Source organism: Kitasatospora sp. NPDC051164, from assembly GCF_044455625.1.
Classification (GTDB): Bacteria; Actinomycetota; Actinomycetes; order Streptomycetales; family Streptomycetaceae; genus Kitasatospora.
The window spans coordinates 156120-170208 of record NZ_JBITFB010000023.1 but is presented as its reverse complement, the minus strand read 5'-3'; the positions used below and the strand labels follow the sequence as shown (position 1 = coordinate 170208).

Below are 14089 nucleotides of genomic sequence, written 5' to 3'. Positions count from 1 at the left end.
GGCGCGCGCGGGCCGGACGGCGTCCCGGTCGGGTCACTGTTACCCTGGTATCCCGTGGACCGGCGGGATCAAAACGCCCCGGACCAGCCGAACCGGCGACCCTTCGAGCGCGGTGCACCGCACCCGGCTCCGTCGCCCGGCGAACCCCGAGCCTCCCGCCCACGTCACCTTCGACACGCGACCCACGGGAGCCCCCTCTTGGCACAGCCCCATTCCGGCAAGGCAGCGAACGGCCGAGCCGTGACGACCAAGCACCTCTTCGTCACCGGGGGTGTCGCCTCTTCGCTCGGCAAGGGGCTCACCGCCTCCAGCCTCGGAGCGCTGCTCAAGGCCCGCGGCCTGCGCGTCACGATGCAGAAGCTCGACCCGTACCTGAACGTGGACCCGGGCACCATGAACCCGTTCCAGCACGGTGAGGTGTTCGTCACCGACGACGGCGCCGAGACCGACCTGGACATCGGCCACTACGAGCGGTTCCTGGACACCAACCTGCACGGCTCGGCGAACGTCACCACCGGCCAGGTGTACTCGACCGTCATCGCCAAGGAGCGCCGCGGCGAGTACCTGGGCGACACCGTCCAGGTCATCCCGCACATCACCAACGAGATCAAGTCCCGGATCCGCCGGATGGCGACCGAGGACGTCGACGTCGTGATCACCGAGGTCGGCGGCACCGTCGGCGACATCGAGTCGCTGCCGTTCCTGGAGGCCGTCCGCCAGGTCCGCCACGAGGTCGGCCGGGACAACGTGTTCTTCGTGCACGTCTCCCTGCTGCCGTACATCGGCCCCTCGGGCGAGCTGAAGACCAAGCCCACCCAGCACTCCGTCGCCGCGCTGCGCAACATCGGCATCCAGCCGGACGCCATCGTGCTGCGCGCCGACCGCGAGGTCCCGCAGGCCATCAAGCGCAAGATCTCGCTGATGTGCGACGTGGACGAGGAGGCCGTGGTCGCGGCCATCGACGCCAAGTCGATCTACGACATCCCCAAGGTGCTGCACGGCGAGGGCCTGGACGCCTACGTGGTGCGCCGCCTCGACCTGCCGTTCCGCGACGTGGACTGGACCACCTGGGACGACCTGCTGCGCCGCGTCCACGAGCCGCAGCACATCGTCAAGGTCGCCCTGGTCGGCAAGTACATCGACCTGCCCGACGCCTACCTGTCGGTGACCGAGGCGCTGCGCGCCGGCGGCTTCGCCAACAACGCCCGCGTCGAGATCAAGTGGGTCACCTCGGACGACTGCGAGACGCCCGAGGGCGCCCGCGAGCAGCTCGGCGACGTGGACGCGATCTGCATCCCCGGCGGCTTCGGCGACCGCGGTGTCAACGGCAAGGTCGGCGCCATCACCTTCGCCCGCGAGAACAAGGTCCCGCTGCTGGGCCTGTGCCTGGGCCTGCAGTGCGTGGTCATCGAGGCGGCCCGCAACCTGGCCGACCTGCCGGAGGCCAACTCCACCGAGTTCGACGCCGCCGCCAAGCACCCGGTCGTCTCCACCATGGCCGAGCAGCTGGCCATCGTCGACGGCAAGGGCGACCTGGGCGGCACCATGCGCCTGGGCCTCTACCCGGCCAAGCTCGCCGAGGGCTCGATCGTCCGTGAGGTCTACGGCGGCGAGCAGTACGTCGAGGAGCGCCACCGCCACCGCTACGAGGTCAACAACGCCTACCGCGCGGATCTGGAGAAGACCGGCCTGATGTTCTCCGGCCTCTCGCCCAAGGGCGACCTGGTCGAGTACGTCGAGTACCCGCGCGAGGTGCACCCCTACCTGGTGGCCACCCAGGCCCACCCGGAGCTGAAGTCCCGCCCGACCCGCCCGCACCCGCTGTTCGCGGGCCTGGTCAAGGCCGCCATCGAGATCAAGACCGCGGCCTCCGCGTAGTCTTCCCCTCCTCGGCCTCGGTCGTTCACCGGACGGCGGCCCCGCGATTCCCGCGGGGCCGCCGTTCGGCGTTAGATTGTGTCGTACTGACGAAAAGGGGAGAGCGATGGACGAGCAGAGCCACCTGGTGATCGCCGACGTGGCCGAGGAGTGGGAGGTCCGGGCGAGCGGGACGCCCTTCCAGGGCAAGGTCACCGGCGTGCGCAGCGAGGAGGTCCGGATGCCCGACGGCAGCTGGGCCCGCCGCGACTACCAGACCCACCCCGGCTCGGTCTCGGTGCTCGCGCTCGACGACGAGCAGCGGGTGCTGGTCCTGCGCCAGTACCGCCACCCCGTGCGCCAGCGCCTGTGGGAGCTGCCCGCCGGCCTCCTCGACGTCCCCGGCGAGAACCCGTGGCACGCCGCCCAGCGCGAGCTGTACGAGGAGGCGCACTGCAAGGCCGGCACCTGGCGGATCCTCGTCGACTACTACACCTCCCCGGGCGGCACCGACGAGGCCCTGCGGATGTTCCTGGCCACCGACCTGTCGGCGGCCGAGGGCGAGCGCTACGCGGCCGAGGGCGAGGAACAGGAGATCGAGGTCGCCTGGGTGCCGGTGCCGGAACTGATCGGACTGATCCAGGCCGGGCAGTTGCACAACCCGACCCTGGTCACCGGCACCCTCGCCGTGCACGCCGCGCTCACCGGCCCGGACGGGCTCAACGCGCTGCGCCCGGCGGACTCGCCTTGGCCGGCCCGGCCCTTCGAGGCGTGAACGAACCTCCCGGTTGATTCGCCCGGGTGATTTGCCGGTTCGTACGACCGGATGTCACCTCGGCTGAGCCGGACGGTCGAACTACGCTTCGCAGACAGGGCGCCCGTTCCGGGCCGCCTCCGCTGAGCACCGGGCGCCGCGTCCGGATGCCCAGCACCGGATGCCAGCGCCGGATGCCGAACTCCGGATGCCGGCGCCGGGTGCCGAGCGCGGAACGACATCGGGAGTGGCACGCGTGGCGAGGAAGACGGCGACGATGGACCCCGGCCCCGACGCGCCCGCCGCGGCCGCCCCGGGACTGGACCGGCTCCCGGCCGGGCCCGCGCTGTTCGTCGGGCGGCGCGCCGAACTCGCCGCGCTGCGGGCGGCCGCCGCCCGTCCGGCCAGCGGCCGTTGCCCGGTCCTGGTCCTGGCCGGGCGCCCGGGCTCCGGGCGGACCGCGCTGGCCGCGCGCTTCGCCCGTACCGTCGCGGCCGACTACCCGGACGGCGTGCTGTTCGCCCGGCTGTCCGCCCCGGACGGCGGGCGGGTGCCGCCCGCGCGGGCCGCCCGGCTGCTGCTGGAACAGCTCGCCCCGGAGTCCGCCGTACCGCTGCCCGGGGCGGTCGAGGACGGGCGGGACGAGCCGGGCTGCGTCGCGCTGCGCGAGGCGCTGGCGGGGCTGCGGGTGCTGCTCGTCCTGGACGACGTGCGGGACGCCGGGCAGGTGTGGCCGCTGCTCGCCGACGAACCCGGCTGCCTGGTGCTCGCCACCACCGCCGGGCCGCTCACCGGCATCGAGGACATCGACCCGGTGATCCTCGGCGGACTGGACCGGACGGCCTCCGGTGAACTGCTCGCCGACCTGGTCGGCGGCACCCGGGTCTCCTGCGACCCGGTCGGCGCCGCCGACCTGGCCGAGGCCTGCGCCGCCCGGCCGGCCACACTGCGGCTGATGGCCGGGTGGCTGCGGGGGAGCGCGAAGACCGCGGTCACCGACGCGGCGCGTGAGCTCAACCGGGTGGTGGGGGAGGAGACGGCGCCGGGGTCCGAGGGCGGCGCGAAGGGCGCCCCGAGGGCGGGGGCGGAGAAGGCGACGCCGTCGACGGGCGCGCCGAAGAACGTGTCGAAGAGCACGTCCAAGGACGCGTCCAAGAACACGCCGAGGAACGCGTCGAGGAACGCGTCCAAGAAGAAGGGGGAGGAGGACGGGGCTGCCCCCGGTGCGGAGTCGGCGGGCGATCCGGCGGCGTGGGTGAAGCCCGGCCCGGGGCCGGCCGAGCCGGTGCCCGTCCCCGACAACGACCCGCTGCTCGGCGCGTTCACCCTGCTGTACCGCGGGCTGCCGGCCGCCCAGGCACGGATGCTGCGCACCCTCACCCTGGCCCCGGCGCAGACCGCCGACCCGCGCACCGCCTCCGCCCTGGTCGGCTGTCCGGTGCCGGACGCGGCCACGACACTGGCCGCGCTGGCCGAGCGGGAACTGCTCGGCGAGGAGGCGCCGGCCGCCGACGGCACCCCGCGCTACCGGGTGCCCGGGCGGCTCTACCCCCGGCTGGTCCGGCTGCGCGAGCAGGAGGACCGGCCCGCCGAGACCGAACTCGCCCGGGCCCGGCTGCTGGAGCGGCTGGTCCGGCTCACCGAGTCGGCCCGCGCGCTGCTCGACCCGGCGGGCGCCCCCGCCCCCGAGCCGCTGCCGTCCGCGCTGCGGCTGCGCTCGGCCGAGCACGCCCGCGTGTGGCTGCTCGGCGAGCGGGAGCTGCTGCTCGGCGCGGTGGCCGACGCGATCGGCCAGGGCGACCTGGACGGCTCGGCCGGGCGGCTGGTCACCGCGCTGCTGCGGTCGCTGCCGCTGACCGGCGCCGCCGCCCCCGTGGACCTCTACCGGCTGCACGAGCTGGTGCTGACCGTCGCCGAGCGCAACGGCCGGCCCCGCCGGGCCGCGGCCGCGCTGCTCAACCTGGGAGACCTGCAGGTCTCGGCGGGCCGCTGGGAGCAGGCCGCCGCGCACTACCGGGCCGCCCTGGAGCACGCCCGGACGGCCGACGACGAACCGCTCTGCGCGCGTGCCCTGGAGGGCGGGGCCGGCTGCCACCGGGCGCTCGGCGACTCGGTGCGCGCCGCCGACTGGTACGGGCGGGCGCTCGGCCTGCGGCAGGCGCTCGGGGACCACGCGGCCGAGGCCCGGCTGCTGGCCCGGGTGGCCGAGGCACACACCGCCCAGCGCCGCTTCGACGAGGCGGACCGCGAGTACCGGGCCGCCCTTGCGGTGCTCCGCAGGATCGGCGACGACAGCGCCCGGGAAGCCGTCGGGGCGGCCCTCGCGGACCTGCGGGAACGCGTCGACGCCGGGTGGTGACGGGCGTTTCAGAGGTATTGTCGAAGATGCCCGGTTGCGACGTCTTTGGTAGGTAAGTCGCAGGGGAAGCCTACGAACCTGCCAATGTGTGCGGGAAATTTATTCACTTTGGAAGGCTGACACGCCGACTGGGCTTCATTACACTCGGACCTAGTCGCGCAGCGATCCCCGCCCCGGGCTGCCCGGAGGCTTCCCCCCGTGCGCGCAGCCCACCGGACTTCTCCGGTCGGGACCCCCATGGCAAGAGGACGTGTTTAGCCGTGAAGGTCGGCATCCCCCGCGAGGTCAAGAACCACGAGTACCGCGTGGCCATCACGCCCGCCGGCGTGCATGAGCTGGTCCGCAACGGACACGAGGTCTACATCGAGGACAACGCCGGTCTCGGCTCCTCGATCCCCAACGAGGAGTACGTGGCCGCCGGCGCCACCATCCTCCCCACCGCCGACGAGGTGTGGGCCACCGCCGACCTGCTGCTGAAGGTCAAGGAGCCCATCGCCTCCGAGTACCACCGGCTGCGCAAGGGCCAGACCGTCTTCACGTACCTGCACCTGGCGGCCGACCGGGCCGGCACCGACGCGCTGATCGCCTCGGGCACCACCGCCATCGCGTACGAGACCGTGCAGCTGGGCAACGGCGCGCTGCCGCTGCTCGCCCCGATGTCCGAGGTCGCGGGCCGCCTGGCTCCGCAGGTCGGCTCGTACCACCTGATGCGTCCGGCCGGCGGCCGCGGCGTGCTCCCCGGCGGCGTGCCCGGCACCCACCCGGCGAAGGCCGTCGTCGTCGGCGGTGGCGTCTCCGGCTGGCACGCGGCCACCATCGCCATCGGCATGGGCTACGACGTGACCCTGCTGGACCGTGACATCAACAAGCTGCGCGAGGCCGACCGCATCTTCGGCACGAAGATCAAGGCCATCATGTCCAACTCGTTCGAGCTGGAGAAGGCCGTCCTCGAGGCCGACCTGGTCATCGGCGCCGTGCTGATCCCGGGCGCCAAGGCCCCCAAGCTCGTCACCAACGAGCTGGTCTCCCGCATGAAGCCGGGCTCCGTGCTCGTCGACATCGCCATCGACCAGGGCGGCTGCTTCGAGGACTCGCACGCGACCACGCACGACGACCCGACCTTCCAGGTCCACAACTCGGTCTTCTACTGCGTGGCCAACATGCCGGGCGCCGTCCCGAACACCTCCACCTACGCGCTGACCAACGCCACGCTGCCGTACGTCATCGAGCTGGCGAACCGCGGTTGGAAGGAGGCGCTGCGCCGCGACCCGGCGCTCGCCAAGGGCCTGAACGTGCACGAGGGCCAGATCACCTTCCCGGCCGTGGCCGAGGCCTTCGGCCTGGAGTCGGTCACCCTGGAGAGCGTGCTCGCCTGAACCGCCTGACCGCACGGCGGTCGTTCGCCCCCGACCCGATCACTTCGGGTCGGGGGCTTCGCCGTGCCCGTGAACGGCGGGTGGAGCAGGTAGGTCGCTCTGTCGTCAATTTCCGTCGGTCACGTCACCCGCCCGCAGAAACGTCGGGGTCATTGACCCACTCATCCCTTGACAGCAGCCCGCCTGATAGTCGACACATCCTGCCCACTACCGTGGATTGTGTTGCTGCGAACGCCTTGAACGGCCTAGAGTCGCAAACCGTCGGCATGCTGCCACGCTGACGAATCGACATAGAGTCCGGGATGCCCAAGGAGGTAAGACGACTTGTGAATGAGTCGACAATTGCTCCCGGGGGTGGTCAGCCAGGACTGGCGGAGCACACCGCCGGCCAGCCGAGTGTGGAGCCCGGGGCCCGGCAGCCCTCCGTGGGTTCGGCCGAGGTCGGCTCGGTCGCACTCCGCACCTTCGAAGCACGCCAGAACACAGCGCAGGTGACCACGGTGACCGATCACGACGCCGACTTGGCGGCCTACGGCCTGGCCTACGGCGAGTTCGCCTACGGCGCCTACGACGATCCGGACGCCGAGTACGAGCCGGACCCGGAGTACGCCGCCACGCTGGCCCCCGACGCCGCGCGCCAGCGCCGCGAGCGGGTCGGCCCCACCGGCCGGCCGCTGCCGTACTTCCCGATCCCCGCGCCGGTCGCCGAGCACGGCCCCGCCCAGATCATCGCCATGTGCAACCAGAAGGGCGGCGTCGGCAAGACCACGTCGACCATCAACCTGGGCGCGGCGCTGGCCGAATACGGCCGCCGGGTGCTGCTCGTCGACTTCGACCCGCAGGGCGCGCTCTCGGTCGGCCTCGGCGTCAACCCGATGGAACTGGACGTCACCGTCTACAACCTGCTCATGGAGCGGGGCCTGACGGCCGATGAGGTGCTGCTGAAGACCGCGGTCCCGGGCATGGACCTGCTGCCGTCCAACATCGACCTCTCCGCCGCCGAGGTGCAGCTGGTCAGCGAGGTGGCCCGGGAGTCCGCGCTGGCCCGCGCCCTGAAGCCGCTGCTGCCCGACTACGACTACGTCATCATCGACTGCCAGCCCTCGCTGGGCCTGCTGACGGTCAATGCGCTGACGGCCGCTCACAGCGTGATCGTCCCGCTGGAGTGCGAGTTCTTCGCGCTGCGCGGTGTCGCGCTGCTGACCGAGACCATCGAGAAGGTGTGCGAGCGGCTCAACCCCGAGCTGCGCCTCGACGGCATCCTCGCGACCATGTACGACTCGCGCACCGTGCACAGCCGTGAGGTGCTGGCGCGGGTCGTCGAAGCGTTCGGCGAGCACGTCTTCCACACCGTCATCGGGCGGACCGTGCGCTTCCCGGAGACCACCGTCGCCGGCGAGCCCATCACCACGTACGCCACCAACTCGGTCGGGGCCGCCGCCTACCGCCAGCTCGCCAGGGAGGTGCTCGACCGGTGCCGCCCCGCCGAGTGAGTCTCCCGGGTGCCGACGAGCTGTTCCGGACCACGGGAGGGATGGCGCTGTCGCCCTCCCTCGCGTCGCGTTCGGCCGCCGAGGCATCCAGACCGGAGACCGCGCGGACCGTCAACGGCCCGGACGGCGCCGAGGGCGCCGAGTCCGCCCAGAACGCCCATGGCTCCGCGGGGACGCAGGGCCCCCAGGGGTCTCAGGGCTCCCAGGGTGACCGGCGGCTGACGCCGGAGCAGCAGTCGTCCGCCGCCGTGCCGGCGCCTGCGCAGCCGCCCGTCCAGCGGCCGGGCGGGTCCCAGGCCGTGTCGGGTGCCCCGGTGGCCGGGAAGACCGTGCCCGGCGGCCGAGGCGCCGCCGCCCCGGCGGCCTGGACGCACGCGGGTGCCGCCGAGGAGCAGGCCGGCGCCGCCGGGCGCGCCCGGCCGCGCGGCCGCGCGCCGCGTCGGCCCAGCGGGCGTGAACGGCACGACGAGAAGATCACCGTGTACGTGTCCGCCGAGGAGCTCATGGACCTGGAGCACGCCCGGCTGGTGCTGCGCGGCGAGCACGGCCTGGCCGTGGACCGCGGACGGATCGTCCGGGAGGCCATCGCGGTCGTCCTGGCGGACCTGGAGCAGCGCGGCGAGGCCTCCATCCTGGTCCGTCGCCTGCGCGGACGGTAGGGCGCGGCAGGGCGGGCCCGCAGGCCCGAGGCAAGCCCGGCAGGGCGGCATGGTGGGTCCGGCAGGGCGGCGCGGTGGGCCCGGCAGGGCCGCCGCAGGGCGACGAGGGGCCATCGGCCCGGCGCGGTGCCGGAGGCCCGCCGGTGGGCGGTTGGGCGCCGAGGGCTGTGAAGCGGGCTCATGGGGCTGCTGCCTCGAGCGTGGCCGTTCTTGGCCCGGCGCCGAGGGTCAGGAGTCGGGCTCATGGGTCGTTGCCCGGGGTCGCGGGCCGTGGTCCGGCGCCGAGGGGCATGAGTCGCGCTCATGAGATCGCTTGTCTCGGACTGAGAGCCATGAGTCGGGCTCATGGGGTTGTTGCCTCGGGCGTGGGGTTCCTGGTCGGGCGTTCACGGGTCATGAGCCGGGCTCATGGGGTGCGGCCGTGGTTCGGGGGCCGAGGGGCATGAGCCGGGCTCATGAGGCCGCTTGCCTCGGGGGCGATGTCCGCCGGTATGGGGCCAATGGTTGGTCTCGGCGGCCGGCGGGGTCTGGGACGGGCGCTGGAGGGCCTTTTCCGGGGGCGCGGGCCCCCTGCGGGTCCGGTGGGCTGCGAGGGCCTGTGTGCGGTGCTGAGAGTCGCGGGCGGGGCCGTCGGGCGGCGTGTCGGGGGGCCCGGGGCGGGACGGGGGCCGAGGACGGGTGAAGATGGACCGCCATGCCGAGCACCGCCGAACCAGCTGAAACCCCCGTGAGCGCGACCGAGGACGGGTCGCGGGGCGGGTTCCGGGTGCGGCTGGACAACTTCGAGGGCCCCTTCGACCTGCTACTCAGCCTGATCGCCAAGCACAAGATGGACGTCACCGAGGTGGCGCTGGCCACCGTCACGGACGAGTTCATGGCGCACATCCGGGCGATGGGGCCGGACTGGGACCTGGACGCGGCGACCGAGTTCCTGGTGGTGGCCGCCACTCTTCTCGACCTCAAGGCCGCCCGGCTGCTGCCCGCGGCGGAGGTCGAGAACGAGGAGGACCTGGCTCTGCTGGAGGCCCGTGACCTGCTGTTCGCACGGCTGCTGCAGTACCGGGCGTACAAGCGGGCGGCGGCGCTGTTCGGCGAGCGTTGGGCCGCCGAGCTGCGGCGGCGCCCGCGGACCGTCGGGCTGGAGCCCCGGCACGCGGAGCTGCTGCCCGAGGTGGTGATCACCATCGGTCCGCAGCGGCTCGCCGAGCTGGCGGCCAAGGCGATGGAGCCCAGGCCGAAGCCGGTCGTGTACGTGGACCACATCCACACCCCGCCGGTCAGCGTGCGGGAGCAGGCCGGGCTGGTGGTCGGGCTGCTCACAGCGCTGGGCGAGGCGTCGTTCCAGCGGCTGGTGGAGGACGCGCCGGACACCCTGGTCGTGGTCGCCCGCTTCCTGGCGTTGTTGGAGCTGTACCGGGAGCGGGTGCTCGCCTTCGAGCAGCCGGAGGCGCTCGGCGAACTGCGGGTGCGCTGGGTGGCCGAGGAGGGCCGGGGCGTGGTCGAGGTGACGGACGAGTTCGACCGGCCGGCGGGCGAGGCTGCGGGCGAGGCCGGAGGAGAGGCCTCGGCCGAGGCGGAGGAGGACGAGCGGCGATGAGCGGCGGGAACGAGGGCGGGCGGCCGGTGCGGCGCCCGCTGGGGCTGCCGGGGCAGCCGCGGGTCGAGGAGCGGCTGGAGCCGGCCTTCGAGCTGCTGCCGGACCCCGTGGATCCGGTGGGCCTCATGGATCCGGTGGGCGTCGTGGATCCGGTGGATCCGGACGCCCGGGTGGTACACCGGAAGTCGGCTCCGTCGACTTCCGGTGTCGAGGAGCCGGTCGGCCCCGGGCTGCCGGCCGACCCGGGGGAGCCCGCCGGCCCCGGGCTGCGGGCCGAGCTGGAGGCGGTCCTGATGGTCGTCGACGAGCCGGTGGCGGAGGAGCGGCTGGCCGGGGTGCTGGAGCGGCCCCGGGCCGAGGTGGCGGCGGCGCTGCGCGAGCTGTCCGCCTCCTACACCGCCCAGGGCCGCGGTTTCGACCTGCGGCTGGTGGCCGGTGGCTGGCGGTTCTACACGCGGGAGACCTGCTCCGCGGCCGTCGATCGCTTCCTCCTGGACGGCCAGCAGGCCCGGCTCACCCAGGCGGCGCTGGAGACTCTGGCGGTGGTCGCCTACCGGCAGCCGGTGTCCAGATCGCGGGTTTCCGCCGTCCGCGGTGTGAACTGTGACGGCGTGATGCGTACCCTGGTACAGCGAGGACTGGTGGAAGAGGCCGGATCCGAGCCCGAAACAGGTGCGATCCTGTATCGGACGACGAACTACTTCCTGGAACGGATGGGGCTCCGCGGCGTGGATGAGCTGCCGGAGCTTGCTCCCTTCCTGCCCGAGGTCGACGACGTGGAAGCGGAGTCCCTGGAGGGCACGATGATCGCGGAGGCGGTCGCCGCCGCGCAGTCCGCGGACGGCAGTGGCGAGGCCGGTCGGGCCGGGCCCGATCGGTAGGGGGCGGTGAGGTCGGCCGAAACGACCGCACATCCCAGACGGAACGACGTACGGACACTTTGATGCGTAGCAGTGGCAACGGCAGGAACAGCAGCGGCGGCGGGAGCGGTCGCGGCGGACAGGGCGGGGGCCGGGGCGGGGGCTCCTCCTCCTACGGCGGCGGCAGCGGTGGTGGCCGCGGCGGCTCGGGCGGCGCGCGCGGGGGTTCGTACGGCGGTGGCTCCTACGGGGGCGGCGGCGGCCGTGGCGGCTCGGGTTCGGGTTCGGCTTCGGGCTCGCGCGGCGGCTCCGGCTCGTACGGGCGGGACAGCCGTCGGGACGACCGACGCGACGACCGGCGTGACGACCGCCGCTTCCCGGACCGTCCGCTGCGGCCCGAGGAGCGCAAGTACGACCGCCCCGAGTTCGGCGGCGGCCCCAACGCCACCCCTGCCCGCGGCGGCTTCGCCGGCCGGCGCCCCGGCCCGGCCCCGCGTCCGCGCCGTGAGGGCCAGGGCGCCCCGGGTGACCCGCGCCGTCAGCCGCAGCGCTCGCGCGAGCTGCAGGCCAAGATCGAGGACGCCGTCCTCGCCCGGCACGACAAGCCGGCCGTCAAGCTGCCCAAGACCTTCGGCGAGCCCGAGGGCGAGCGCCTGCAGAAGGTGCTGGCCCGGGCCGGCATCGGCAGCCGGCGCGCCTGCGAGGAGCTGATCGAGCAGGGCCGGGTCGAGGTCAACGGCAAGCGCGTCACCGAGCAGGGCAAGCGGGTCGACCCGCAGAACGACGAGATCAAGGTGGACGGCCTGACCGTCGCCACCCAGTCCTACCTGTTCTTCGCGCTGAACAAGCCGGCCGGCGTGGTCTCCACCATGGAGGACCCGGACGGGCGCCAGTGCCTGGGCGACTACGTGACCAACCGGGAGACCCGGCTGTTCCACGTCGGCCGCCTGGACACCGAGACCGAGGGCATCATCCTGCTCACCAACCACGGCGAGCTGGCCCACCGTCTCACCCACCCGCGGTACGGCGTGACCAAGACCTACCTGGCCGCCATCCAGGGCCCGATCCCGCGCGACCTGGGCAAGCAGCTGGCCAAGGGCGTGGAGCTGGAGGACGGCTACGCGCGCGCCGACAGCTTCAAGGTGATCTCCAACGTCGGCAAGAACTACCTGGTCGAGGTGACCCTGCACGAGGGTCGCAAGCACATCGTCCGCCGGATGCTGGCCGAGGCCGGCTTCCCGGTCGAGAAGTTGGTGCGCACGCACTTCGGCCCGATCGCCCTGGGTGACCAGAAGTCGGGCTGGCTGCGCCGCCTGACCAACCCGGAGGTCGGCCAGCTGATGCGCGAGGTCGGCCTGTAGGCCGTCGCGTTCGCCCGCCCCTGAGGGCCCCCGGTCGCCGTGCTGCGGCCGGGGGCCCTTTGCCGTTCGGGCGGTGCGGGCCGCCAAGGCGGGGTGGCGCGGGCTGTACGGGGGTGGCGGGCGGTGCGGCGTGTGCGGGCCCTGTGGGGTGTGGGGCGTGTGCGGGTCGTGTGAGCCGGGACGCAACCGCTGGTCACGGCCTTGTCAGCGTCATGATCCGTAGCCGAGGATGGCCGCCGGGCCACCACCGCGTCGCGTGGCAGATTTGCGCCGGCACGGGCACCGGTGGGGCGGATCAGGGCGAACAGGGGGAGACGGCGTCGTGTCCGATGCACCACTGGGGCGGGTCAGCGGACGGGCCCTCGGCACACTGGGACTGCCCGAGCCGGACGGGCAGGTGTACGCGGCGCTGGTGGCCAATCCGCAGTCCACCGCGGAGGAACTGGCGGAGGGCTGCGGCCTGACGCTCCAGCAGGGCGTGCGCGCCCTGGACCGGCTGGCGCAGCAGGGCATGGCCACCCGGGCGCCGGTGGACCGGCAGCGCTACCTGGCGGTCGCGCCGGACGTCGCGATCGGCACCCTGATCGGCCACCGCGAGTCCGAACTGCGGCAGGCCAGGGCCGAGATGCACCGGCTGATGGACGCCTTCCGGGAGGCTTCGCGCTACACCGACCCGGCGCACTCGGTGGAGGTGCTGACCGGCGGCGAGGCGATCGCCCAGCGGCTGGAGCACATCACCGATACCAGCCAGTACCAGGTGCGCGGCTTCGACCGCCCGCCGTACATCCAGGACCCGGTGGCGCCGATGCCGCTGCAGCGGCGACGGCTGCGCGAGGGCGTGAAGTTCCGGACGATCTACGACCGGGAGGCGGTGGCCTGGCCCGGTCGGCTGGAGAAGAACATCCTGATCGGTGTCGCGGACGGCGAGGAGGCTCGGGTCCGGCCGACGCTGCCGATGAAGATGATCATCTCGGACGACCGGATGGCGATCATCCCGATCAGCGTCGGCGACAGCGTGCTGGACGCCGCCTACGTGATCCACCCCTCGGCCCTGCTCCAGGCCCTGGACACGTTGTTCGAGGCGGAGTGGGAGCGGGCCGTCCGACTGCAGGCCGCGATCGGCACCACGGACGCGTCGCTGGAGCCGGAGGCCGACCACCGCAAGCTGCTGGGCCTGCTGGCCGCCGGACTCACCGACGAGTCGATCGCCCGCTCGCTCGGCTGGAGCGCCCGGACCACCCAGCGCCGGCTGCAGAGCCTGATGCGCTCACTGGGCGCCACCACCCGTTTCCAGGCCGGCATGGCGGCCCGGGAGCGGGGGTGGCTGTGAGCTCGGCTCCGGGGTTCGGCTTCGGATTCAGCCCGGGGTTCAGCTCGGGTTCAGCTCCAGGGGGTGAGGGAGGCCCAGCGGCCGTCCGGGCCCCGTTCGATCTTCTCCAGACCGACCACGGCGGTGCGGTTCAGCCGCCCGTAGATGTGCGGGAAGAGCACGTCGGGGGTGGCCCCGGGAGGTGGGGCGCCGTGCGGGGCCTCCCACTTGACCATCGGTTCCACCAGCGATTCGTCGATCAGCAGCACCATCAGCGGGTCGGGGGTGTCGGCGAAGAAGGCGTTGGCCACCGCGAGCGCCGTCTGCTCGTCCGCCGAGCAGTGGATGAACCCGTCGGTGAGCAGCGAAGCGGTGGCGTACGGGCGGCCGGGGTCGGCCAGCCAGTCGTCCAGGGGTGCGAGGTGGAGGATCATGTTTCCTTTTCTACCCGTTGTCTCCGGGTT

The 14089-nt window shown here is 73.2% G+C and carries 11 protein-coding genes; 10 read left to right on the top strand and 1 reads right to left on the bottom strand.

Annotated features, from left to right (window positions below; all coding sequences use genetic code 11):
• Positions 1 to 240 precede the first annotated feature (240 nt).
• The 10 genes from ACIBEC_RS31095 to ACIBEC_RS31050 all read left to right on the top strand — a co-directional run bounded on the left by ACIBEC_RS31095 (position 241) and on the right by ACIBEC_RS31050 (position 13646).
• Positions 241 to 1878: a CTP synthase gene (locus ACIBEC_RS31095; RefSeq protein ID WP_360500477.1), complete on the top strand. Its 1638-nt coding sequence runs from the start codon at positions 241 to 243 to the stop codon at positions 1876 to 1878.
• Between the two features lie 106 nt (positions 1879 to 1984).
• Positions 1985 to 2632 carry an NUDIX hydrolase gene (locus ACIBEC_RS31090; protein ID WP_360500479.1) on the top strand — a complete coding sequence of 216 codons (648 nt, stop codon included), beginning with the start codon at positions 1985 to 1987 and terminating at the stop codon, positions 2630 to 2632.
• 235 nt (positions 2633 to 2867) lie between these two features.
• Positions 2868 to 4970: a tetratricopeptide repeat protein gene (locus ACIBEC_RS31085; RefSeq protein ID WP_360500482.1), complete on the top strand. Its 2103-nt coding sequence runs from the start codon at positions 2868 to 2870 to the stop codon at positions 4968 to 4970.
• 260 nt (positions 4971 to 5230) lie between these two features.
• Positions 5231 to 6346, top strand: coding sequence for an alanine dehydrogenase (gene ald / locus ACIBEC_RS31080; RefSeq protein ID WP_360500484.1), 1116 nt, complete (start codon positions 5231 to 5233; stop codon positions 6344 to 6346).
• Positions 6347 to 6771: 425 nt separating this feature from the next.
• Positions 6772 to 7839 carry a ParA family protein gene (locus tag ACIBEC_RS31075; protein WP_030245868.1) on the top strand — a complete coding sequence of 356 codons (1068 nt, stop codon included), beginning with the start codon at positions 6772 to 6774 and terminating at the stop codon, positions 7837 to 7839.
• A gap of 41 nt (positions 7840 to 7880) precedes the next feature.
• Positions 7881 to 8498, top strand: a complete 618-nt coding sequence (locus ACIBEC_RS31070; protein WP_360500489.1) for a hypothetical protein — start codon at positions 7881 to 7883, stop codon at positions 8496 to 8498.
• Positions 8499 to 9192: 694 nt separating this feature from the next.
• Complete coding sequence (locus ACIBEC_RS31065) at positions 9193 to 10095, top strand: segregation/condensation protein A (protein ID WP_360500491.1); 903 nt, start codon at positions 9193 to 9195, stop codon at positions 10093 to 10095.
• Positions 10096 to 10388: 293 nt separating this feature from the next.
• On the top strand, positions 10389 to 10976 hold the full coding sequence (locus ACIBEC_RS31060; RefSeq protein ID WP_396289408.1) for an SMC-Scp complex subunit ScpB: 588 nt from the start codon (positions 10389 to 10391) through the stop codon (positions 10974 to 10976).
• A gap of 62 nt (positions 10977 to 11038) precedes the next feature.
• On the top strand, positions 11039 to 12316 hold the full coding sequence (locus ACIBEC_RS31055) for a pseudouridine synthase (RefSeq protein WP_360500494.1): 1278 nt from the start codon (positions 11039 to 11041) through the stop codon (positions 12314 to 12316).
• Between the two features lie 322 nt (positions 12317 to 12638).
• A complete protein-coding gene (locus ACIBEC_RS31050) occupies positions 12639 to 13646 on the top strand; it encodes a helix-turn-helix domain-containing protein (protein WP_360500496.1) in 1008 nt (335 codons plus the stop codon).
• Positions 13647 to 13696: 50 nt separating this feature from the next.
• On the opposite strand, the gene ACIBEC_RS31045 is transcribed toward ACIBEC_RS31050, so the two are convergent.
• Positions 13697 to 14059 carry a DUF952 domain-containing protein gene (locus ACIBEC_RS31045; RefSeq protein ID WP_360500499.1) on the bottom strand — a complete coding sequence of 121 codons (363 nt, stop codon included), beginning with the start codon at positions 14057 to 14059 and terminating at the stop codon, positions 13697 to 13699.
• Positions 14060 to 14089: the final 30 nt, after the last annotated feature.

What these genes read in the sequence shown, in the direction of transcription:
- ACIBEC_RS31090 (WP_360500479.1), top strand. Translation starts at nt 1,985, where the DNA reads ATGGACGAGCAGAGCCACCTGGTGATCGCCGACGTGGCCGAGGAGTGG.
- ACIBEC_RS31070 (WP_360500489.1), top strand. Translation starts at nt 7,881, where the DNA reads ATGGCGCTGTCGCCCTCCCTCGCGTCGCGTTCGGCCGCCGAGGCATCC.
- ACIBEC_RS31065 (WP_360500491.1), top strand. Translation starts at nt 9,193, where the DNA reads ATGCCGAGCACCGCCGAACCAGCTGAAACCCCCGTGAGCGCGACCGAG.
- ACIBEC_RS31060 (WP_396289408.1), top strand. Translation starts at nt 10,389, where the DNA reads ATGGTCGTCGACGAGCCGGTGGCGGAGGAGCGGCTGGCCGGGGTGCTG.
- ACIBEC_RS31055 (WP_360500494.1), top strand. Translation starts at nt 11,039, where the DNA reads ATGCGTAGCAGTGGCAACGGCAGGAACAGCAGCGGCGGCGGGAGCGGT.
- ACIBEC_RS31045 (WP_360500499.1), bottom strand. Translation starts at nt 14,059, where the DNA reads ATGATCCTCCACCTCGCACCCCTGGACGACTGGCTGGCCGACCCCGGC.